The 19,828-nt window shown below is 62.9% G+C and carries 19 protein-coding genes; 6 read left to right on the top strand and 13 right to left on the bottom strand.

The features are described 5' to 3' along the window. Position 1 precedes the first annotated feature (1 nt). The 5 genes from ABE528_RS17175 to ABE528_RS17155 form a co-directional block, all read right to left on the bottom strand. Positions 2-1,042 carry a PDDEXK nuclease domain-containing protein gene (locus ABE528_RS17175; RefSeq protein ID WP_346653607.1) on the bottom strand — a complete coding sequence of 347 codons (1,041 nt, stop codon included), beginning with the start codon at positions 1,040-1,042 and terminating at the stop codon, positions 2-4. A gap of 182 nt (positions 1,043-1,224) precedes the next feature. Further along, the gene (locus ABE528_RS17170) at positions 1,225-2,085 is read right to left on the bottom strand and encodes an HlyD family secretion protein (protein WP_152954883.1); all 861 of its coding nucleotides are present in this window, start codon (positions 2,083-2,085) and stop codon (positions 1,225-1,227) included. Positions 2,086-2,095: 10 nt separating this feature from the next. Beyond that, entirely contained in the window at positions 2,096-2,296 is a 201-nt protein-coding gene (locus tag ABE528_RS17165; protein ID WP_008097766.1) for a DUF1656 domain-containing protein, read from the bottom strand. Then, positions 2,286-4,463 carry an FUSC family protein gene (locus ABE528_RS17160; protein ID WP_346653588.1) on the bottom strand — a complete coding sequence of 726 codons (2,178 nt, stop codon included), beginning with the start codon at positions 4,461-4,463 and terminating at the stop codon, positions 2,286-2,288. The genes ABE528_RS17165 and ABE528_RS17160 overlap by 11 nt, the downstream gene beginning before the upstream one ends. Continuing rightward, positions 4,460-5,989: an efflux transporter outer membrane subunit gene (locus ABE528_RS17155; RefSeq protein ID WP_346653587.1), complete on the bottom strand. Its 1,530-nt coding sequence runs from the start codon at positions 5,987-5,989 to the stop codon at positions 4,460-4,462. Before ABE528_RS17155 ends, ABE528_RS17160 begins: the two co-directional genes overlap by 4 nt. Positions 5,990-6,169: 180 nt before the next feature. On the opposite strand from ABE528_RS17155, the gene ABE528_RS17150 reads away from it, so the two are divergent. Both ABE528_RS17150 and ABE528_RS17145 read left to right on the top strand, forming a co-directional pair. Continuing rightward, positions 6,170-7,117, top strand: coding sequence for a LysR family transcriptional regulator (locus ABE528_RS17150; RefSeq protein WP_152954886.1), 948 nt, complete (start codon positions 6,170-6,172; stop codon positions 7,115-7,117). 80 nt (positions 7,118-7,197) lie between these two features. Then, entirely contained in the window at positions 7,198-8,175 is a 978-nt protein-coding gene (locus tag ABE528_RS17145) for a D-glycerate dehydrogenase (RefSeq protein ID WP_346653586.1), read from the top strand. A gap of 6 nt (positions 8,176-8,181) precedes the next feature. Here ABE528_RS17145 and ABE528_RS17140 read toward each other — a convergent pair whose 3' ends face one another. Together ABE528_RS17140 and ABE528_RS17135 are read right to left on the bottom strand one after the other, a co-directional pair. Further along, positions 8,182-9,729 carry a glucosyltransferase domain-containing protein gene (locus tag ABE528_RS17140; RefSeq protein WP_346653585.1) on the bottom strand — a complete coding sequence of 516 codons (1,548 nt, stop codon included), beginning with the start codon at positions 9,727-9,729 and terminating at the stop codon, positions 8,182-8,184. 90 nt (positions 9,730-9,819) lie between these two features. Then, positions 9,820-10,722, bottom strand: coding sequence for a DMT family transporter (locus ABE528_RS17135; protein WP_346653584.1), 903 nt, complete (start codon positions 10,720-10,722; stop codon positions 9,820-9,822). A 147-nt stretch (positions 10,723-10,869) separates the two neighbouring features. Here ABE528_RS17135 and ABE528_RS17130 point away from each other — a divergent pair, with 147 nt between their 5' ends. Beyond that, positions 10,870-11,745: an AraC family transcriptional regulator gene (locus ABE528_RS17130; protein ID WP_152957057.1), complete on the top strand. Its 876-nt coding sequence runs from the start codon at positions 10,870-10,872 to the stop codon at positions 11,743-11,745. Between the two features lie 15 nt (positions 11,746-11,760). Here the strand turns inward: ABE528_RS17130 and ABE528_RS17125 are convergent, their stop codons facing one another. The 6 genes from ABE528_RS17125 to ABE528_RS17100 form a co-directional block, all read right to left on the bottom strand. Continuing rightward, positions 11,761-14,151: a TonB-dependent receptor gene (locus ABE528_RS17125; protein ID WP_346653583.1), complete on the bottom strand. Its 2,391-nt coding sequence runs from the start codon at positions 14,149-14,151 to the stop codon at positions 11,761-11,763. A 103-nt stretch (positions 14,152-14,254) separates the two neighbouring features. After that, a complete protein-coding gene (locus tag ABE528_RS17120; protein ID WP_346653582.1) occupies positions 14,255-15,235 on the bottom strand; it encodes a FecR domain-containing protein in 981 nt (326 codons plus the stop codon). Then, the gene (locus ABE528_RS17115) at positions 15,232-15,783 is read right to left on the bottom strand and encodes a sigma-70 family RNA polymerase sigma factor (RefSeq protein WP_346653581.1); all 552 of its coding nucleotides are present in this window, start codon (positions 15,781-15,783) and stop codon (positions 15,232-15,234) included. The genes ABE528_RS17120 and ABE528_RS17115 overlap by 4 nt, the downstream gene beginning before the upstream one ends. Positions 15,784-15,787: 4 nt before the next feature. Continuing rightward, the gene (locus tag ABE528_RS17110; protein ID WP_152957053.1) at positions 15,788-16,114 is read right to left on the bottom strand and encodes a DUF3325 domain-containing protein; all 327 of its coding nucleotides are present in this window, start codon (positions 16,112-16,114) and stop codon (positions 15,788-15,790) included. Then, complete coding sequence (locus ABE528_RS17105; protein ID WP_346653580.1) at positions 16,108-17,685, bottom strand: PepSY-associated TM helix domain-containing protein; 1,578 nt, start codon at positions 17,683-17,685, stop codon at positions 16,108-16,110. The genes ABE528_RS17110 and ABE528_RS17105 overlap by 7 nt, the downstream gene beginning before the upstream one ends. Further along, entirely contained in the window at positions 17,682-17,987 is a 306-nt protein-coding gene (locus ABE528_RS17100; RefSeq protein WP_346653579.1) for a DUF3649 domain-containing protein, read from the bottom strand. Before ABE528_RS17100 ends, ABE528_RS17105 begins: the two co-directional genes overlap by 4 nt. 499 nt (positions 17,988-18,486) lie before the next feature. On the opposite strand from ABE528_RS17100, the gene ABE528_RS17095 reads away from it, so the two are divergent. The 3 genes from ABE528_RS17095 to ABE528_RS17085 all read left to right on the top strand — a co-directional run bounded on the left by ABE528_RS17095 (position 18,487) and on the right by ABE528_RS17085 (position 19,825). Continuing rightward, entirely contained in the window at positions 18,487-18,738 is a 252-nt protein-coding gene (locus ABE528_RS17095) for a hypothetical protein (RefSeq protein ID WP_346653578.1), read from the top strand. Positions 18,739-19,049: 311 nt separating this feature from the next. After that, positions 19,050-19,397, top strand: a complete 348-nt coding sequence (locus ABE528_RS17090) for an HPF/RaiA family ribosome-associated protein (protein WP_152957050.1) — start codon at positions 19,050-19,052, stop codon at positions 19,395-19,397. A gap of 125 nt (positions 19,398-19,522) precedes the next feature. Next, a complete protein-coding gene (locus tag ABE528_RS17085) occupies positions 19,523-19,825 on the top strand; it encodes a DUF3509 domain-containing protein (RefSeq protein WP_346653577.1) in 303 nt (100 codons plus the stop codon). Positions 19,826-19,828 lie beyond the last annotated feature (3 nt).

Genomic DNA, 19,828 nt, shown 5'->3' with positions numbered 1-19,828 from the left:
TTCACTGTTGACGACTAGCCAGCTCCCGCTCGATCTGCTCGATACTGGGCAAGCTTGTCTGTAGCTCTTCCGGCAACGCATCGGTCAACTGAAATTCGGCGACACCAATCGGCTGAGCCTTGCCACGCAAGGCGTACTCGGCGACCACCTTGTTCTTGCCTTTGCAGAGCAGCAAGCCAATCGTGGGGTTGTCTTGCTCCAGCTTCATCTGTAAGTCAACTGCCGTGAGGTAAAAGCTAAGTTGCCCAAGATGCTCCGGCTTGAACTTTTCGGCCTTCAGCTCTATCACCACATAGCAGCGCAGCTTCAGGTGATAAAACAGCAGATCGATGTAAAAGTCATCACCTCCAACTTCCACATGTACCTGTCGTCCAACGAAGGCAAAACCTGCTCCCAACTCAAGCAGAAACTGAGTGATGTGCTCTACCAGTGCTGCTTCGATCTCTCGCTCACTGGCTTCCTGAGCAACATTCAGGAAGTCGAACAGGTAGGGATCCTTGAGAAATTGACCAGCCAGGTCAGTGCCAGGGGATTGTAACCGCGCTGAAAAATTAGAGGTGGCATTGCCTTCCCTCTCCAGCAATCTGGACTCAATGTGCATCTGCAAGGTTGATCGCGACCACCCGCACTTCGATGCCCGCACCGCATATGCAAGCCTCTCGTCCGACTTCTTGAGCTTCGTCAGCAACACCAGATTGTGCCCCCAAGGCAATTGTCCAACAGCCTGTTGGACAATTGCCTCATCTGGCCAAGCTTCAGCAAACGCTCGCATGTACATCAGATTGGCTCGAGAGAAGCCCTTCATCGCGGGGAAGGCGGTTTTCAGGTCATGAGCCAGCCGCTCTATGACCTTGGCTCCCCAACCTTGAGCAGCTTGGCGTTCGACGATATCTCGCCCAAGACGCCAGTAAAGCCCTACCAGCTCTCGATTCACGGCAAGGCTGGCCTTTTGCTGGGCTTTATGAATACGGAGTTTCAGATCAGCTAGCCAGGCGCTATAACCCTGGGGCGTATCGATCAGGGCCAAAGGTTTATCGGGCATCGGGGACACTTCCTCGGACAGGCGACGGATGGTTTTCATGGCGCCCCAGACTGCTCCCCTGGAAATACAACGCCAATAGCTGCCCCCATCGACTTTTCCCTGATTCAAGTAGGCCGTTTCCTAAACCTCTCCGAGTGCCCCTTTAACGATTAGCGTGCTCACGACATGCCACTTGATCAGCTTTATTCCTCGCCCGGCTTCACCACCACCGTACAGGTCGTCCCCGCCGCCAGCAGAAACCCGTCTGGAACCTCATCGATGTGAATGCGCACCGGCACCCGCTGTGCCAGGCGCACCCAGTTGAAGGTCGGGTTCACATCGGCGATCAGTTCGCGGCTCTGCGGGTTGTCGCGGTCGTAGATGCCGCGGGCGATGCTCTCCACATGCCCCTTGATACGCTCGCCGCTCATCATCTGCAGCTCGGCCTGGTCGCCGACCTTCACATGCGGCAACTTGGTCTCCTCGAAGAAGCCGTACACCCAGAACGAATTCTCGTCGACCACCGCCATCACCGCTTCACCGGTACGCGCATAGTCACCCTTGTGGATGTTCAGGTTGGTCACGTAACCGTCCACCGTAGCGACGATATGGGTGCGCTTGAGGTTCAGCTCGGCCGCCGCCAGTTCAGCCTGGGCCTGCTGGTAGTCGGCCTGGGCGGAGTTGGCGATGTTGCTGGCGTCGTCACGGTTTTCCCTGGAGATCACCAGGTTGTCCATGTCGGCGCGGCGCTTGGCGTTGACCTTGCGCATTTCCCAGGTGGCCTTGCGCGAAGCGACCAGGGCCTTGGCCTGATCGACCGCCAACTGGTAGTGCTCGGGGTCGATCTGGATCAGCAGGTCGCCCTTCTTCACCCGCTGGTTGTCCTTGACCGGGACGTCCACCACATAGCCCGGCACATCGGCGGCGACGTTGATGATGTCGGCGCGCACGCGGCCGTCGCGGGTCCACGGTGTGGTCATGTAGTGCAACCACAACTGGCGACCGATCACCACGGCAGCAGTCAGCACCAGCAGGGTGGCGATCAGGCTGAAGAACTTTTTCATCGAAGGATTCTCACCAGTAGAGCGACAGCGCCAAGGCGCCGAACAGGCAGACGAACAGGCTCAGGCGCAGCAGCGCCGGGTGCCAGAAGAAACGGTAGCCATCATGGCTGGCGATGAACCGGTCAAGGCCCCAGGCCAGGCCCAGGGCGAACAGGAACATCAGGGTCATGGTGGGCATGTACACGCCATGGAAGGCGATCTCACGGGGCATGATGTAATCCTTTCGCCGGTGCCAGCGGCGACTGTGGGTCCAGCAGGGATGAACGGATGAAGTGCAGGTAGCTCTGCGCCCGGCGCAGCACCGAAGTGTCGAAGTGCCGGGCAAACGGTTCGTCGGTGGCCTGCACGCGAGCAATGGCGTGGTCCACCGCGACCAGGGCGCGCTCGTGGTTGCTGGCACTGGGCTGCAGGAACAGGCGGGCCAGGGCACGGCCCATGACACGAATGGCCTGGCGCCACGGCTGCGACTCGGCGTAGGCCGGGTGGATCGGCGCGCGGGCCTGTTCCTTGCGCAGTTCGATGATGGCGTGGCCGATCTCCAGCACGGTGAACATCCAGCCCATCAGCTGGCTCTGTACCTGCGGCTTGCCGGCAGCCAGGCCATAGGCCTGGTGCAACAGGTCGCGGGTGCGGCTTTCGAAGGCCGAACCGAGGCCGCGCAGGCGGCCGCTGATGGCGAACAGTACCTGCCCGCGCAGCTCCTGCTCCAGGCGGCTCCACAGCCAGCGGCTGTTCGGTGGCAGGATGATCGCGCCGGCCGCAGCGCAGACGAACATGCCGATGACCATGCCGATGTAGTCGTTGATGAAGCTGTACGGGTCGTAGACGGTGAGGTTGTTCGGCACCGAGCCGATGGCGAAGAACACCAGCAGGCCGATGCCGTAACCGGCGTATGCTGGTCGCGACGACAGGAACGCACCGAGCACGAACACCGGCGCCAGGACCATGCACAGCAGCGCAAAGCCGTCGATCCAGGGGAACACGAAGAAGGTTTCGAAGAAGCCGATGAAGGCTCCGATCGCCGTGCCGCAGGCCATCTGGAACGACATGCGCTTGGGGTTCGGCGAGGCCGCCGAGAGGCCCACGGTGACGGTGGCGATCAGGGTCATCATGGCGCCGCTCGGCCAGTCGCTCGTCAGCCAGTAGCTGCCCAGCAGCAACAGCACTGCCGAGGCTCGCACACCGGCGGCCAGCGACACCAGCCAGCTGGTCTGCGCCACGTAGGGCTCGTCCCACTGCTCGCGTTCGTGCTTGTGCGCGGCCAGCGAGGCGTGGGTTTCGGCGTAGCTGTACATCTCGTCGACGAAGCGGTAGAGCAGCTCGAACGCGGTGTGGAAGTCGAGCAGGTCGGATTCGCTAGGCTCAGTTGCCATATAGTCGGCGCGCAGGCCACGCACCTGCGCCTGCAGGCCTTCCTTGTAGGCCGCCAGCTCCAGCGTCAGGCGCAGCGCATCGGCGTCGGTCAGGGCCCGGCCCACATAAGGCTGCAGCAGCTCCACCAAGGTGTTCAGGCCGGGCTCGATGGCGCCGACGATCTGCAGCGGGCCGCGCGCGCGCAGGCGCTCCAGCAGGCGGTGCAAGGCGTTGAAGCGCGTGGTGATGGCCATGAACTCGCTGTTCATGCGCACCAGGCGGCCAGAGCGGCGACGCATGTGCGGGTCTTCAAAGGCGGTGACGTTGCGCAGGCTCTCCAGCCCCACCGCTTCGGCGACGAAGCGCACGTTGCTGGTCTCGAAGCGGTCCCGCTGGCTGTCGCCGCGCAGGGCTTCCACCACCACCCCGGCGAATACCCCGAAGCGCTGGTACAGGGCGTTGCGCATGGCGGCACTGGCCGACTGCGGCAGGATCGCGGCGCTGACGAAGGTCGACACCAGGATGCCCAGGGCGATCTCCAGCACCCGCCACACGGCCGCCATGAACGCCTGGTCCGGGTGCTGCAATACAGGCAGGCCGATCATCGCCGCGGTATAGCCGGCAAGGACGAAGCCATAGGCGCGGAAGGTGCGGTAGCGCATGGCGCCGGCCGAGCACAGGCCAACCCACACGGCCAGGCTGGGCAGGAACAGTTCGGTGTTCTGCGGGAAGAGGGCGATCAGTGCGACCATCATCGCCGAGCCGGCCAGGGTGCCGAGCACCCGGTAGAAGCTCTTGGCGAACACATGGCCGCTTTGCGGCTGCATGACGATGAACACGGTGATCATCGCCGTGCGCGGTTGCGGCAGCTCCAGGCGCATGGCCAGCCACAGGGTGATGAACGCGGCCGCCAGCACCTTGAAGATGTACACCCAAGTGACGCCGTCGGTGCGCGCCCAGGCGAAGAAGCCCCGGCGCCATTCCAGGCTTTGCAGCCAGCGCACGGGCAAACTGGAAGTGCTCATTCGGCGTTATCCGGCTTCTTGTCGAAAATGGCCAGGGTGGCCGGGGTTTTCGGCGCGGCCTGGCGTTCTTCCTTCGGCACGTCCTGGCCGGCCTGCAGGCCGCCGCCCAGGGCGGTGACCAGTTCGGCATGGGCGATCAGGCGCGCGGCCTGCACCTGCTGCTGCACCTGCTGTTGGCGGAACAGCAGGGTTTGCGCATTGAGCACGTTGAGGTAATCGGTCAGGCCACGCTGGAAGGCCACCGTGGAAATGTCGTAGGTCTTCTGCGCAGCGGCCACCGACTCGGCGGCGAAGTGCGACTGCTCTTTCATCGACTCACGGCGGATCAGCTGGTCGGAAATGTTCTTCAGCGCGCCGACCACGGTCTGGTTGTAGCGCGCCACGGCCACGTCATAACCGGCCGAAGCTACGCCCAGCTGCGAGCGCAGGCGGCCACCGTCGAAGATCGGCAGGCTGATCGCCGGGCCAACGTTGTAGTTGAACTTGCGCCCGGTCAGGAATTCCAGCGGGCCACCACCGGTGGCCATGAAGCCGAGGCTGCCGACCAGGTCGACGTTGGGGAAGAAGCCGGCGTGAGCGACGTCGATGCCACGGGCCTGGGCCGCCACCTGCCAGCGGCTGGCGACCACATCGGGGCGCTGGCCGACCAGTTCGGCGGGCAGGTTCGATGGCAGCTTCAGTGGCGCCGCCAAGGTCAGGGTCGGGCGCTGCAACTGCGCGCCCTCCCCTGGACCCTTGCCGGCCAACGCCGCCAGCTGGTTACGGGTCAAGGCGATTTCTTCGTCGAGGCTGTCAAGCTGGCGATGGGTTTCGGGCAGCGGTGCCTCGGCCTGGCTGACCTCGAAATGGGTGCCGATGCCGCCGTCCAGGCGGCGCTTGGCCAGGGCCAGGATCTGCTCCTGCTGTTCCAGCTCGGCCTTGACGATGTCACGTTGGGCGAAATGCAGGCTCAGCTGAATGTAGGCGCGTACCACGTTGTTCTGCAGTTCCAGCTGCGCCTGGCGGGCTTCGGCCGCGCTCATGTGCGCCTGGTCCACCGCCTGCTCGCTGGCGTTGCGTTCGCGGCCCCACAGGTCCAGCGCGTAGCTGAAGCCGAAGGCGGCGTTGTTGTCCCAGGTGTTGGCGCCCGACAGCGCGCCAGGGCCGTAGAACTGGTCCTCGGGCCAGTTGTGCCGCTTGAGCGTGGCATCACCGTTGACCTGGAGCTTTTCCGCCGACTCGACCACACCGGCCATGGCCTTGGCTTCACGCACACGCGCCGCCGCCATGGCCAGGCTCGGGCTACCGGCCACCGCCAGGTCGATCCAGCGGTCGAGTTGTGGGTCGCCATAGGCCTGCCACCAGCGCTGGTCAGGCCAGTGCGCATCGCTGGCTGCTTGGCGAATGGCCGCGTCGGTGGTCAAGGTATTGGCTTGCAGGGTCTTGCTTTGCGGGGCGATACCCCAGGTTCCGATACAGCCGCTCAAGGCGAGACTAAGGGCACAGGCACTGAACACTTGAAGCGTTCTGATGATGCGACGCGGCACAGCTGCGATTTCCCGAGGAAGAGGTGAAGGGGCCGGGCAATTCTAGGGGGCCGCCGTACTGGCGATAAGCGTATATTCCTGCGAATCTTTGTTACCGAAACAGCGATAATCCGGCTTTGGTCGAACGCACATTCGCGTTACTTCGTGACACAATTTTGTCCTCTATCTTGAGAGTGACCCATGGACACCCTGCAAAACATGCGTGCTTTCAGTTGCGTAGCCCAGCTAGGCAGCTTTACCGCTGCTGCGGCGCAACTGGATACGACCACCGCGAACGTGTCGCGGGCGGTCTCCAACCTGGAAGCCCATCTGCAAACCCGGCTGCTCAACCGCACCACCCGGCGCATCGCCCTGACCGAGGCAGGCAAGCGTTACCTGATGCGCTGTGAACAGATCCTCACCTACGTCGAAGAAGCCGAAGCCGAGGCCAGCGATGCCCATGCCCGGCCAGCGGGCCAACTGAAGGTGCATTCAATGACCGGAGTCGGCCAGCACTTCGTGGTCGATGCCATCGCCCGCTACCGCGAGTCGCACCCGGACGTGACTTTCGACCTGACCATGGCCAACCGCGTGCCCGACCTGCTCGACGAGGGCTACGACGTGTCCATCGTGCTGGCCACCGAGCTGCCGGATTCCGGTTTCGTCTCGCAGCGCCTGGGCATCACCTACAGCATTGTCTGCGCCTCGCCCGAGTACGTGGCCAAGCACGGTTTTGCGCACAAACCGATCGACCTGCTCCAGCATTCCTGCCTGCGCATGGTCAGCCCGGTGATCCCGCTGGAAAAATGGCTGTTCGACGGCCCGGAAGGCCAGGAACTGGTCAACATCACCAGCTCGCCGTTCCAGGTCAACTCGGCGGATGCGATGAAAACCGCGATCCGCAGTGGCATGGGCATGGGCGTGTTGCCGATCTACTCGGTGATCGACGGCTTGCGCGACGGCAGCCTGGTGCGGGTGATGCCAGAGTACCGGCTGCAGGAGCTGAACCTGTATGCCATCTACCCTTCGCGCCAGTACCTGGATGCCAAGATCAAGACCTGGGTCGAGTACCTGCGCAACTCGCTGCCGGAGATTCTGGCGGCCCATGAAGCCGACCTGAAAACCCATGAAATGCTGATCGCCAACTGAAAAAGCTGCTGCACGGTGGCGGTGGACAATGGTAGGTTGCTAACCAATCAACCCGACCCACCGCCCCGAGAAGTTGCCCGATGAAAAAGACCGTCCTGGCCTTCAGCCGCATCACCCCGGCCATGGCCGAGCGCCTGCAGCAAGACTTCAACGTGATCGTGCCGAACCCCAAGCTCGGTGACATCAGTGCCCAGTTCAACGAAGCCCTGCCCGAGGCCCACGGCCTGATCGGCGCCGGCCGCAAGCTCGGCCGCGCTCAGCTCGAAGGTGCGGGCAAGCTCGAAGTGGTGTCGAGCGTCTCGGTCGGCTATGACAACTACGACGTCGACTATTTCAACGAGCGCGGCATTGCCCTGACCAACACCCCAGACGTGCTCACCGAAAGCACCGCCGACCTGGGTTTTTCGCTGATCATGGGCTGTGCCCGGCGCACCGCCGAGCTGGACGCCTGGACCAAGGCCGGCCACTGGCAGGCCACGGTCGCCCCATCGCACTTCGGTAGCGATGTACATGGCAAGACGCTGGGCATCGTCGGCCTGGGTAACATTGGCGCCGCGATCGCCCGCCGTGGCCACTTCGGCTTCAACATGTCGATCCTGTATGCCGGCAACAGCCGCAAGACTGCACTGGAGCAGGAACTGGGCGCCCAGTTCCGCAGCCTCGATCAGTTGCTGGCCGAATCCGACTTCGTCTGCCTGGTGGTGCCGCTGTCCGATGCCACGCGCAAGTTGATCGGCGCCCGTGAACTGAAGCTGATGAAACCGAGCGCGTTCCTGATCAACATCGCCCGCGGCCCGGTGGTCGACGAGGCGGCGCTGATCGAGGCGCTGCAGAACGGCACTATTCGTGGCGCCGGCCTGGATGTGTACGAGAAGGAGCCGCTGAGCGAGTCGCCACTGTTCCAGCTGCCCAATGCGCTGACCTTGCCACACATTGGTTCGGCGACTGCCGAAACCCGTGAGGCCATGGCCAACCGGGCGATGGACAACCTGCGTGCGGCGCTGCTCGGCGAGCGGCCGCGCGATCTGGTGAATCCGCAAGTGTGGAAGGGCTGCTGAACCGCACTATTCGTGGCGCAGGCCTGGAAGTGCATGAGAAGGAGCCGCTGAGTTGACCGGCGGCGCCTTCATCAGCACATATCCTGTGTTGCCCACTCTGTGAATCTCGTAAAGCGCTCGTTCGACCACAGGGATCGGGCTGAGGTCCAGTACTTGTCGACGGCTCATCGGCGCAGATCCGCCCAGTGCCGGTCCGACATTGGCAACGCCGGCAAAGGTCAACATCTCGGGCAGCACCATCACGTAACCATTGACACCCTGTACATGGGTCAGCACCGGTAGCGTCCGGAACAAGCCTTGTGCACTTGGCAACCAGCGTTGGCTGATCCATTGCCCGTCCAGGTAGTAGCGGTCCAATGAGCCCAGCTCGCTCCTTGAAAACAGATCCTGAGCAATCGAATGAGCCAGGGCCTGGTTCAATTCCTTCTGCATCGACTGCACCCGCCCGTACGCGAACGCGATCGACAGCATGAACAAACTGGGGATCAGCAAAATTGCTATCTGGATGCGCGGCAATCGCATCAATGCGCGTTGCACCAGTAACAGCACCATCACGCAAGCGACCCCGAACCCCATCAACGTCCGGGCAGCGTGATCATAATCGGCAAATAGAAGCATGACGCCTGTGATCGAAACATAGATCACAGGTACCGGCAACAAGAGAGCCACCGTCAACCCCAACTGCTCCCACCGTGAACACGGCCGCCGCCAAAGGCATGCCAACTCTGTCACGAGGGCAACGCCTGCCAATACCAGCAAAGCTTCCATGAACAAGGTTGTCTGGGGCGTGGCCAGCAGACGTAGGTCAGCGCAAACATCTGACAAACGTCCTCTGATCAGCTCCGGCCAGTGCCCATCGAAAGTAAGCAATCTACCTCGCGGCACCGTGATCATCCTTGAGCAGGCCACGTAATAGAGCAAGCAACCCGCCATCAGCTGTGTCAGTCGCTGCGCTGCCTGACGCCTGATGCAACTGAACGACGCCCCATCCATTACTTGACGCATGATGTCCAGGCAGCACAAGCCAATGAACACATTGACGGCGACCTGATAGAAAGCCACCGCCGTGGCCACCAGCAGGCATCCCAGAAACCAGGACTTCATGGCTTCGGTAGTTACCGTTATGGCCAGGATACTCGCCATCAGCGCCAGCGCCATGGCGGCGCCGTCAAACTGATAGGACAGGTTCTGCAGGAAAAAAGGCTGGTACCACAAGGGCAGTAACACCAGTACGTGGGCAACAGACGGTGTCGAGTACCAATGCCGACCAAGCCGGGCGAGCGAGTAGGCAACGATTGGCAGTGCGAGTAGCAATGGCAGCGGATAGATGTTTGGCGCACCATTGGCAAACCCCAGAAAGGCCAACAGGGCAGCGGTCAATGGTCGTCCTTGGCTGGTCCAGTCATTTTCAGCAAGAACGGTGCGCCAGTAATCGTCCAGATACAAGTGATCGGCCATGAGCAGCGGCACGATATGAAACGCCAACGCCAGCGAGATGATCAGCCATACCTGGTTGAATGCAAGAGATTGGCTTCCTGCCTGTGTAGATGACATGGGCTGATCCCAAATGAACTGCGCTCGACAATTCTGAATCGGGATACTCGGACACACACCTGTCATTTCTACCAGTTGTCAAACGTGCATTCAGCGTGTGGCCTCGATCACAACCGAAGGTCTGACCCTGACTTTACGAAAGACCAGCACATTGCCCGCCATCACCGCCACCAGCCCCAATAGCGCCGGTGTCGTCCACTGATAGCCCTCGGCAAACGCCGACACGTTCAGCGCCACCAGCGGGAACAGCACGGTGCAATAGGCCGCCCGCTCCGGCCCCATGCGCCCGACCAGGGTCAGGTAGGCGGTGAAGCCGATCACCGAGCCGGGGATGACCAGATACAGCAGCGAGCCGATGTAGCGGGTGTTCCATTCCATGGCGAAAGGGATGCCGCTGACGAGGCAATACACCGCCAGCATTGCCGCGCCATAGAGCATGCCCCAGGCATTGGTGGTCATGGGCTTGAGCCCGGCCCTCTGCTGCATGCTGGAGAGCATGTTGCCAGCCGAGAAACACAGCGTGCCAAGCAGTGCCAGGCCCAGGCCGTAGAGGGTTTCGCGGCTGGCCGCGTGGTGCGACAGCTCGGGCCAGAACAGCAGGCCCAGGCCGAGCAAGCCAAGCGCACCGCCCGCGAGGACATTGCTGGCGATCTTCTGGCCGAAGAAGATCCGGGCATTGAGGGCATTCCACAAGGTGGCGGTGGAGAACACCACGGCGATCAGGCCGCTGGCGACCCACTGGCTGGCGGTGAGGAAGCACATGAAGTTGACACAGAACAGGCACAAGCCCTGCGCCAGGCAGATCAGGTGGCCACGCCGGTTCATCGGCTGCAAGCGGCGGCTGAGCAGAAGAATGGCGAACAGGATCAGGCCGGCCAGGGCGAAGCGGTAGATGATCGACACCGGGATGGCGACTACGCCCAGTTGCAGTTTCAAGGCAATCCAGGTGGTGCCCCAGATCAGGACGGTGAGCAGGTACAGGGACAGGTTCATGGCGGCGGTTCCTTGGGCCTTTCAGATTCAACGCCATCAGTGTTCTCCCTGCCCACCGCCATGCGCTTGCACAAACTTGCGCTTTTCGCTCACAGGTGGCTGTCAGCGACAGATTGGCGCAGTAGGATGAGCCCAGAGGAACCGCCCATGACCCCGCTCACCCAGCTGCAAGTGTTCAACGCCATGCACGCCTCGCCCAACGCCCGGCTGGAGCTGAGCGCGCACTTGGGCGACGGGCTGGCGGCAGCGTTGTGGAGCAACCGCGACGACGCGCGCGACTACCAGGCACCGAGCCATCACACGCTGTCGTGCTACATCGCCGACGGCACCGGCACCTTTCGCCGCCAGCGCCCGGCCGACAAGGGCGCGCCAAACAAGCTGTGCATCATGCCGGCGGGGCAAGAGTCGAACTGGGTGGTGAACGGTGCGATTCGCCTGGCCCATCTGTACATCAGCGAAGCGCAGTTCGCCCTGGGCTGTGTGCGCCTGCTCGACCGTGAGCCACGTGAACTGCAGCTGCAGGAAGCGACCTTCCTCGATGACCCGCAGCAAGCCGTGCGTTTTCGCCAGTTGATCACCCTGGACTGGGATGAGCCCGCCGAACGGTTGCTGGCCAGCAGCCTGGCCCACGAGATCGTCGACCATGCCGTGCTCAGCCAGGTTGGCCTGCGCCAGGGGTTGCGCCTGAAAGGCGGGTTGGCGCCGAGCCTGCGCCGGCAACTGGTGGAGTACATCGAGGCGCACCTCGACCAGCCGATTACCCTGGGTGAACTGGCACTGCGCTGCAACCTGTCCGAGTATCACTTTGCGCGGATGTTCCGCACCAGTTTCGGCTTGCCGCCGCATCAGTACCTGCTGGCGCGACGGCTGCACCGGGCCTGCCAGTTGTTGCGCCTGGGTGAGGTGCCGTTGGGCCAGGTGGCACTGCTGTGCGGGTTTGCCAGTGCCAGCCATTTCAGCAATCGCTTTCGCCAGGCGTTCGGTGCAACCCCTGGCGAGTATCGTATGGCCATTCGCGGCTAAAGCCGCTCCCGCAGGTCAGAACTCGAAGGTGCTGGACAGGCTTACCTGCCGCGCATCGCCAATGGCGACGAAGTACTGGTTCACCGCCGAGCTGTAGTAGACCTTGTCGAACAGGTTCTTCACGTTCAGCTGCAAGCGCACGTTGTGCTCGTCAAGCTTGGTCTCGTAGCTGGCGAACGCATCGGCCACGGTGTAGCTCGGCAGGTCGAAGGTATTGGTCGAGTTCCCTGGCCGCTCGCCCACATAACGCGCCCCGGCCCCCAAACGCAGGCGATCGCCGCCAAACAGGCTGCCGAAGTCATACACCGCCGACACCGAACCGCTATGCCTGGCCACGTTCTGCAGGCGGTTGCCCTCAAGGTCGGGGTCCTTGGTCACCTTGGCATCGGTATAGGCGTAACTGCCGATCAGGCTCCAGCGCTCGCTGAGCTGCCCGGTCAGGTCAAGTTCCACGCCGCGTGAGCTGACTTCCCCGGCGCTGCTGTAGACCGTCTCGCCGGTGCCACTGTCGAAGTTGGAAACCAGCACGTTGCGCTTGGTGATATCGAACAGCGCCAGGGTCCCGGTGAGGCTGCCCGGCATGTCCAGCTTGGCGCCCAGCTCCCAGGACTTGCCCTCCTCCGGCGCCACCGACGAATCCAGCACCACGCCACCGGTCAGCGGGGCGATGCTGGAGTTGGGCTTGAATGACTCGCTGTAGCTGCCATACAACGACAGCTGCTCATCGACCTTGTAGACGATGCCCGCATGCGGCACCCAGGCTTGGCCGTTGCTGTCGGTATTGGCCTTGAACGGGCGGCCACGGCCGGCGTACTGGTCGTACTGCTGGTAACGCGCCCCTGCCACCAGAATCCAGTGCTCGTCCAGGTGCAGCGCGTCCTGCACGAACAAGGCGTCGGTGCGCAGCTTGTCGGTCTGGTCGCTGTCGCTTGCACGCACCGTGGTGCCCTCCACTTCCTGGCCGTAGACCGGGTTCACGTAGCTGAAGGTAGATCGAGCGGTCTGACGGATCAGGTCGCCACGAAAGATCTTGCGGTCTTCGTGGTCGATGCCAAACAGCAGGTCATTCTGCATGCCGGCCAGTTCGACATTGCCATTGAGGCTGAGGGTGACGAACTGGTCGCGGCTCATGGCGTTGTGGGTGCCGTCGATGCTGCGCGTCAGCGTGCCCTTGGCCTCATTCACAGCGGTAACGCGAACCTGGCTGGCATCGTAGGTCTCGCGGTTGAAGCTGTAGCCCAAGTGCAGTTTCCAGTCGTCGGCCAGTTGGTGGTCGACCTCCAGGCGGTACAGGTCGGAGCGCCCCTCCATGTCGTTGAACGGTTCGTCCAGGCGGCGGGTAGCCGGAATGTCCAGCGGGTGGCCGTTGCTGCCGAATGCCGTACCGCGGTCGAACGGGTAGAGGAATTCACGGTGCTCGTAGGCCAGCACCACCTGAGTGTCGTCGCCGAGCCAGGCCAGCGACGGTGCTACCAACGACTCGCGGTGCACGCCGAAGTTGCGCCAGTAGTCCTCATCCTCGTGATCGACGATCAGGCGGTAGGCGAAGTTGCTGTCGCCCAGCGCGCCGGTGCTGTCGAAACCACCGCCGCTGCCGTTCTTGCCGCTGCCGTAGGTGGAACCGCGTACCGTCAGGGCGTTGTACTGCTGCAGTTGCGGGCGCTTGCTGACCACGTTGATCACCCCGCCCGGGTCCTGGATGCCATACAGCAGCGAGGCCGGGCCCTTGAGCACTTCGACCCGCTCGGTGCTGGCACTGAGGTTGCGGCCCTGCACCAGCGGCATGCCGTCACGCATGATCGAGCCATCGCGGTTGTCACCGAAGCCGCGCTTCATCACCGTGTCGGAGGTGCCACCGAAGTTGTTGCCTTGGGTGATGCCGCTGACGTTGGCCAGGGCGTCGTCGAGGTTGCGGGGGGCCTGGTCGCGGATGACCTGGGCCGGCACAACGTTGATCGCTTGGGGGATGTCCTGGGACGGGCCCTGGCCGCGCATGATCGAGGCACTGGCGGGCGGCTGATAACTGTAGCTGTCCATCTGCGAGGTCACGGTGGTGGCCTGCAGGTTGAGGGCGCCGGAGGTATCCACAGGTTCGAGCGTCAGGGTGCGTGCGTCGAGGCGGCGCCAGGTCAGGCCGCTGTTGCCCAGCAACTGTTGCAGGGCCTCTTCGGCGCTGAACGCGCCGTTGACGGCCGGGGCCTGCACGCCGGGCAATTCGAGGGTGTAGACCACACTCTGGCCAGTGGCACGGCTGAAAGCGTTGAGGGCCTGAGCCAGCGGCTGGCTGGCCATGGCGAAGCTGTGCAGCTGGCGTTGCTCGGCGGCCATGAGGCCAGGGGCAGCGGTGATGGCCGAGCATGCAGAAAGGCCGAGCCAGAGGGGAACGCAACGCGGGGTGAACTTCATGGACGCTGACCTGTGAGGTGGCTATTACTGCGAATGAATCGCACTTCCACTCATTACACGGATGCCAACTCCAGTTACCTCACCCACTTGTGAAGTTTTTTTGTCAGCGGATAACGGTCAGCCGCCCCAACAAGGTTTGCCGCGAGAAACCCAGCACCTTGCCCAGCGAGTCCAGTGCCGCCAGAGGCTCATCCACCGGGAAGCTGCCGCTGACCTTGCGCTGCGCCAACTCGCCGTCGAGCAACACGATGCGGCCGGGGTAGTAGCGGCCCAGGTCTGCCACCACCTGCGCCAGCGGCACCTGGTAATAGTTCAGCCAGCCTTGGCGCCAGGCCAGGCGGCTGTCGCTGTCCACGCTCGCCAATTCGCCTGCATGCCCGTCGGCAAATGCCAGTTGCTGGTTGGCCGTCAGCACCTGACCGGCCTGCCCAGCCGCCGGGATAACTGCCACACGCCCGCTACGCACGATGACCTGCGCACCCTGCCCCTGGTCACGCACTTCGAACTGCGTGCCCAGCACCCTTACCTCGCCGCCAGCGGCCTCTACCACGAATGGCTGACCGGTATGGGTAACCTGGAAGAACGCTGCGCCATGCAACAGGCGCACGCGGCGTTCACCCTGCTGGAAGTCGACGGCGATGGCGCTGCCCGCATCCAGGGTCACCTGCGACTGGTCCGCCAGGGTCACCTGGCGAATCGCATCACTGCTGCTGAAATCGGCCTGCAGGTTCAGCAACCAGTCACTCGGCCGCCAGCCACCCGCCATAGTCACAGCCAGCACCAGGCACGCCGCAGCCAACGCCATGCCGGCGCGCCGCCAATGGCCCTTGCCAGGCGGCTTGGCCATGGCCCGCAAGTAGTGTTGCAGGTCTGCGTGTTGTTCCTCGGCCAGACGCGCTGCCGGTGCTTCGCTGAGCTGCCACAGCCACTGGGCCTCGGCATAGGCTTCGCGATGCTTCGGGTCCTCCAGCAACCAGCGTTTGAACGCTGCGCTGTGCGAAGCCGCTGGCTGTTGGTTGATCCGCATCAGCCACTGCAAGGCCGCCGCGGACTGCGCAGCGGTGATCGGGTCTGGATGGCTCATCGGCGGGCGCTCCCAGGCCTGCGAGTGAAGGTCGCGGGCTCGGCAACACTCGCCTTGCACGCTTCGAGGGCGCGCATCATATGCTTCTCCACGCTGCTCTGGGAAAGCTGCATGGCGGTGGCGATTTCACCGTACTTGCAGCCGTGGACGCGGTTGAGCAAAAAGATCTGCCGGGTGCGCTCAGGCAGCGCACGCAGGGCGGCTTCCACACGCTGCAGGTCATGATCGACCTCGACGGCCTGCTCCGGCGCCTGGGCCTGGCCCGCTTCACCCAGCGGTAGCAAGGCTTCAGCGACGCGTTCTCGGCTGCCCTCACTGCGCAGGTGATCGATGGCCAGGTTGCCGGCACAGCGCAACAGGTAAGTGTCGAGCGCCTCGACCTTGACCTCGGGGCGGCGCCAGAAGCGCAGGAACAGCTCCTGGACCAGGTCGGACGCGGTGGCACGGCAGCCGACCCGGCGGCTGACCAGCGCCTCCATGCGCGCACGCTGGGCCTGGAACACCTCGACGAAACGCGCGCGGGTGCTTTCGCTGTCGGTTTCGCTCATGGCATCACCCGGCAAACACGGCCAACAGTGGGCCCAGCACGAGGCTGACAGCAGCCAGGCCCAGCAGCACACGTGGCAAATAGGGCAAGCCGAACACCCAAAGAGTGACGCCGGCCATCAACAGTGCGAACCACTCCACCAGACCATGAGCCCAACCACGCCATTGAACGCAGAGGACCAGCGACAGCATCAGCAGCAGCCAGCCGCCAACGCGCAATGCACGCAACTGACCGTGGCCAGGCTTGCGCTTGAGCAGCTCGCTAAAGTGCTTTTCCATCGCCAGGCACAGCGCGGCGAAACCGGCGAAACCGATCAGGGCAATGCTCAGCATCGCTGCACCTCGACCCTTTCGGGCGAAACCTTGGCCGCCTTCGGCGCACATTTTGCGACGGGCTTCGGTGGGCGCAGCATCTTGCTCGCAACCCAGGCCAGGAACAGCCCACACGCCAGGGCGGCAAGGTCGAACCCGGCCATGGCCCAGTCGCCAGCTGGCACAGAGACGTTCAAGCCTTGACCGGTGCTCAGGGCGTTGAGCAAGGGCAACAGGGCGAAAGCCAGTGCGCCCAGTGCCAGTTGCTCGGCCCAGGCCTTGCGCCCCGGGCGCAGCACGGCATGCAGCAGCGACGCCAGCCAGACCAGGAAGAACGTGTTCACCTCCCAGTCGGCCCGTCCTTGCAGTGCCACCGGCAGCAACCGGTTGGACCAGAAGAAGCCGGCCACGGCCAGGACCAGGCCGCTCATGCTGGCGATGTTGAGCACTTCGACCAGGCGCAGTTCGCCCGGCAGGCGTTCACTCTTGGCATGCTTGAGCTGGCGCTTGCCCAGCCACATGACCAGGCCGGTGCCGATCACCGCCGTGCCGGCGAGCCCGAAGGCGAAGTACAACCAGCGCAGCCAGGGCCCGGCGTAATTGCCCATGTGCAGGCCCGCGAAACTGAAAGAGGTCAACATCGTGGCGCTTTCCGGTGCGCCCTGTTGCAGCAGTTCGCCAGTGGCACCATCGAAGGTCCAGCTGGCACTGCGCTTATAGGGGACGTTGTCCGCCGACGACTGGGTAAAGGTAACCCGTGCGTTGCGATCACCCGCGTTCTGTACCTGGATGAAGCCCATGCGCGCCCCCGGCACTTGCGCCTGGACCTTGGCATAGAGGTTCGCCAGCGGCACCAATGGCGTGGCGACATTGGCCACCTTCGGCGCCTCGTCGCGGCCGAACAGGTCATTGAAATAACCGCTGGTATTGCCATAGCTGGCCATGATGCTGGCCGGCATGACCATGTACATGAACAGCACCAGGCTGCTGTAGCTGATCATCAGGTGGAACGGCAACACCAGCACGCCGATGGCGTTGTGGCCATCCAGCCACGAGCGCTGGCCCTTGCCAGGGCGGAAAGTGAAGAACTCCTTGAAGAGCTTCTTGTGGGTGATGATCCCGGTGACCAGCCCCAGCAGCATGATGAAGGCGCACAGTGTCGACAGCCAGCGGCCCCACGGATACGGCATCTGCAGTTCGAAATGGAAGCGGTAGAAGAACTCGCCGCCACGGCTGTCACGCGCCGCGACCGGCTGCCCGTTCTGTGCGTCCAGAGCCTTCCTGACAAAGCCCCGGCGCCCACCCTCGGGGTCACGCCAGCCCACGGTCAAGGCGGCGTCGCGCTCGCTCGGCAGGCGGATCATCCAGCTGCCCGAGTGCGCGGCGTTGCTCTCCAGATAGCGCTGGGCCAGGCCCAGGCTGGCGACCGGGTCGAGCGCATGGCGGCGCACTTCCGGCTGCGCCCAGTGGCTGACCTCCTGCTTGAAATACGACAAGGTGCCAGTGAGAAAGATGGCGAACAGCAGCCAGCCGAAGATCAGGCCGGTCCAGGTGTGCAGCCAGGCCATGGCCTGGCGGAAGCCTTCCTTCATGGGTTTTTCATCCAGTAGGCGAACCCACCGAGCAGCCCCAGCACCAGGCTCGGCAGTAGCACGCCAAGCCAGGCACGCAAGGCGCTGCGGCAGGCGAAGCACCAGATGAAGGCCAGCAGGTAGAACACGAACGAGAGCATCAGGCCGGTCAGCGTGGCGTCGACCTGGGGCAATGGCAGCAGCAGGGCCAGGCAGACACTGGCCAGCGACGCCAGCAGATAGCCGCCCAGCAATGCCGCCAGGCTGCGTGAAACCACGGCCAGGCGATAGCGGAGAGGGAGTCCGGCGGCGGAGCGCTTCATGGCGTGAGTCCGGGGAATGGGGGTGTAATAGTAATGAGTTTAATTCTCATAAGCAAAATTTGTATGGAGGCTGTCGGGTGTTCGCCGACAGATACTCAGCGCCTATGAGACCGAGCGCTGCAAGGCTCGCGGCGACCCCCTGGTGGCCCTGACCCGATCTCTGCTGGATCCTTCCCCCCGTACGACAATTCTGAACTTGAAACCAAATGCTTCAATTTGGATCAAGCGTCGACTTATCCTACAAGCCTCGTCGGAAGTCGCTGCATTGCCGCTGGAACATCTCAGGGATAACGTTTCCGGGTCGCCTGAATCAGGTGACCGGGCGTGAGAAACCCGACTTCACGACTTGCGGTAACGCTTTATGGCGGCCGTACGCAGGCAGGCTTCGGTCTGGCCGAGTGCTCGTGTCTCGGATTTCTCACCCTCGTACGGTTGCCACCCTAATCTCGTGAGAAAAGATGCAGGTGGTGATTTCATCTCACTACACGAGCATTTCACGATGAAGAAAATTGTTCCCGACCCACCCAAGGCCAAACCTTCCTCCCGCTTCTACACCATCGACAACGACATCCCATCGGTCGATGCACTTATCCACACCCTGCAGATCCTGTGCGGCCTCGAAGACACCCTGGATGAATACATTTGTGGCAATGCCGGCACACCCGGCATCGGCATGCTGGTGAATGCCGTGCAGCATGTGCAGATGACCAAGGCGCTGACAGAGCTGGTTCTGTATCGCGAAGCGGGCTAATTTACGTGTATTTGATTTTCTTTTGCCTGAAAAAACCGGGGCCGTTTTGCGGCCCATCGCCGGCAAGCGCGGCTCCCACAGGGTGGGTGCAATTTTTGAGGCCTGCGCCATCCTGTGGCAGCCGCGCTTGCCGGCGATGAGCTGCGAAGCAGTCCCCCTTCAGTGAATTTGCTACAGAAAATTTATTTTCAAAAAGGGCTTGAATTCGTTTCGCCGTTGCCTGACCTTAGAGTCAAGAGGCGCAGAAATACCAAGGCCCTCAATGGCCTAGGCACGCCTCCATGCGAGCAAGCTGAATAAGGATTGGAATCATGCAAATCCAGGTCAACAGCAGCAACCATATCGAAGGCAACATCCGTCTCAACGAGTGGGTCCGCAGTACGCTGGAAGCCACCCTCGAACGCTATGACGACGACCTCACCCGCATCGAGGTGCATCTGCGCGACGAGAACGGCGCCAAGCCCGGCCTACATGACAAACGCTGCCAGTTGGAGGCTCGCCCGAAAGGCCATCAGCCGATTTCCGTGACCCATACCGCCACCTCACTGGACCTGGCGGTCGACGGTGCCGCCAGCAAGCTGAACAATGCGCTGGAACACTTCTACGGCAAGCTGCGCAGCAAGCGCGGTGCACTGGAACTGAGTGACCCCGAGGCCTGACCATCTGCAAGAACCAACAACGCCCGGCCTGTGCCGGGCGTTTTCGTTTGCAGCGATCAATGGGCCTGAACCAACCTGCGGGTTTTCCGGTCAATTTCTGCAGTCATTCATTGCAGACCCCGACCATGAACAACCCATTCGAACAGATCAGCGCTGCCTTCGCCCCGGAATACCGGGTCAACCTGAGCATCGAACGGCTGGACGGCAGCATCATGCTGACCCTTTCCGACGACGCCGGCGTGGTCGCCAAGCGCCTGATCAGCCAGGCCCAGCGCAACGACCCGGTGCGCCTGCAACGGGTGATCGACAGTATCCGCCTGGGCCTGGCCATCGAGCTGGGGCAGAACCCGTTGCAGGTCCTCGCCGCGCTGACCCGTGGCAGCCACCACGAGCCTCGTCACCTGACGGCCGTCGGCCTGGCCAACTGAGGG

The organism is Pseudomonas sp. TWI628, from assembly GCF_039673865.1.
In the GTDB taxonomy this organism is placed as follows: Bacteria; Pseudomonadota; Gammaproteobacteria; order Pseudomonadales; family Pseudomonadaceae; genus Aquipseudomonas.
Note: the sequence above shows the minus strand (reverse complement) of the source record. Positions and strands in the feature narration are given on the sequence as shown.

What these genes read in the sequence shown, in the direction of transcription:
- ABE528_RS17175 (WP_346653607.1), bottom strand. Translation starts at nt 1,042, where the DNA reads ATGCCCGATAAACCTTTGGCCCTGATCGATACGCCCCAGGGTTATAGC.
- ABE528_RS17170 (WP_152954883.1), bottom strand. Translation starts at nt 2,085, where the DNA reads ATGAAAAAGTTCTTCAGCCTGATCGCCACCCTGCTGGTGCTGACTGCT.
- ABE528_RS17165 (WP_008097766.1), bottom strand. Translation starts at nt 2,296, where the DNA reads ATGCCCCGTGAGATCGCCTTCCATGGCGTGTACATGCCCACCATGACC.
- ABE528_RS17160 (WP_346653588.1), bottom strand. Translation starts at nt 4,463, where the DNA reads ATGAGCACTTCCAGTTTGCCCGTGCGCTGGCTGCAAAGCCTGGAATGG.
- ABE528_RS17150 (WP_152954886.1), top strand. Translation starts at nt 6,170, where the DNA reads ATGGACACCCTGCAAAACATGCGTGCTTTCAGTTGCGTAGCCCAGCTA.
- ABE528_RS17145 (WP_346653586.1), top strand. Translation starts at nt 7,198, where the DNA reads ATGAAAAAGACCGTCCTGGCCTTCAGCCGCATCACCCCGGCCATGGCC.
- ABE528_RS17140 (WP_346653585.1), bottom strand. Translation starts at nt 9,729, where the DNA reads ATGTCATCTACACAGGCAGGAAGCCAATCTCTTGCATTCAACCAGGTA.
- ABE528_RS17135 (WP_346653584.1), bottom strand. Translation starts at nt 10,722, where the DNA reads ATGAACCTGTCCCTGTACCTGCTCACCGTCCTGATCTGGGGCACCACC.
- ABE528_RS17130 (WP_152957057.1), top strand. Translation starts at nt 10,870, where the DNA reads ATGACCCCGCTCACCCAGCTGCAAGTGTTCAACGCCATGCACGCCTCG.
- ABE528_RS17125 (WP_346653583.1), bottom strand. Translation starts at nt 14,151, where the DNA reads ATGAAGTTCACCCCGCGTTGCGTTCCCCTCTGGCTCGGCCTTTCTGCA.
- ABE528_RS17120 (WP_346653582.1), bottom strand. Translation starts at nt 15,235, where the DNA reads ATGAGCCATCCAGACCCGATCACCGCTGCGCAGTCCGCGGCGGCCTTG.
- ABE528_RS17115 (WP_346653581.1), bottom strand. Translation starts at nt 15,783, where the DNA reads ATGAGCGAAACCGACAGCGAAAGCACCCGCGCGCGTTTCGTCGAGGTG.
- ABE528_RS17110 (WP_152957053.1), bottom strand. Translation starts at nt 16,114, where the DNA reads ATGCTGAGCATTGCCCTGATCGGTTTCGCCGGTTTCGCCGCGCTGTGC.
- ABE528_RS17105 (WP_346653580.1), bottom strand. Translation starts at nt 17,685, where the DNA reads ATGAAGGAAGGCTTCCGCCAGGCCATGGCCTGGCTGCACACCTGGACC.
- ABE528_RS17100 (WP_346653579.1), bottom strand. Translation starts at nt 17,987, where the DNA reads ATGAAGCGCTCCGCCGCCGGACTCCCTCTCCGCTATCGCCTGGCCGTG.
- ABE528_RS17095 (WP_346653578.1), top strand. Translation starts at nt 18,487, where the DNA reads ATGAAGAAAATTGTTCCCGACCCACCCAAGGCCAAACCTTCCTCCCGC.
- ABE528_RS17090 (WP_152957050.1), top strand. Translation starts at nt 19,050, where the DNA reads ATGCAAATCCAGGTCAACAGCAGCAACCATATCGAAGGCAACATCCGT.
- ABE528_RS17085 (WP_346653577.1), top strand. Translation starts at nt 19,523, where the DNA reads ATGAACAACCCATTCGAACAGATCAGCGCTGCCTTCGCCCCGGAATAC.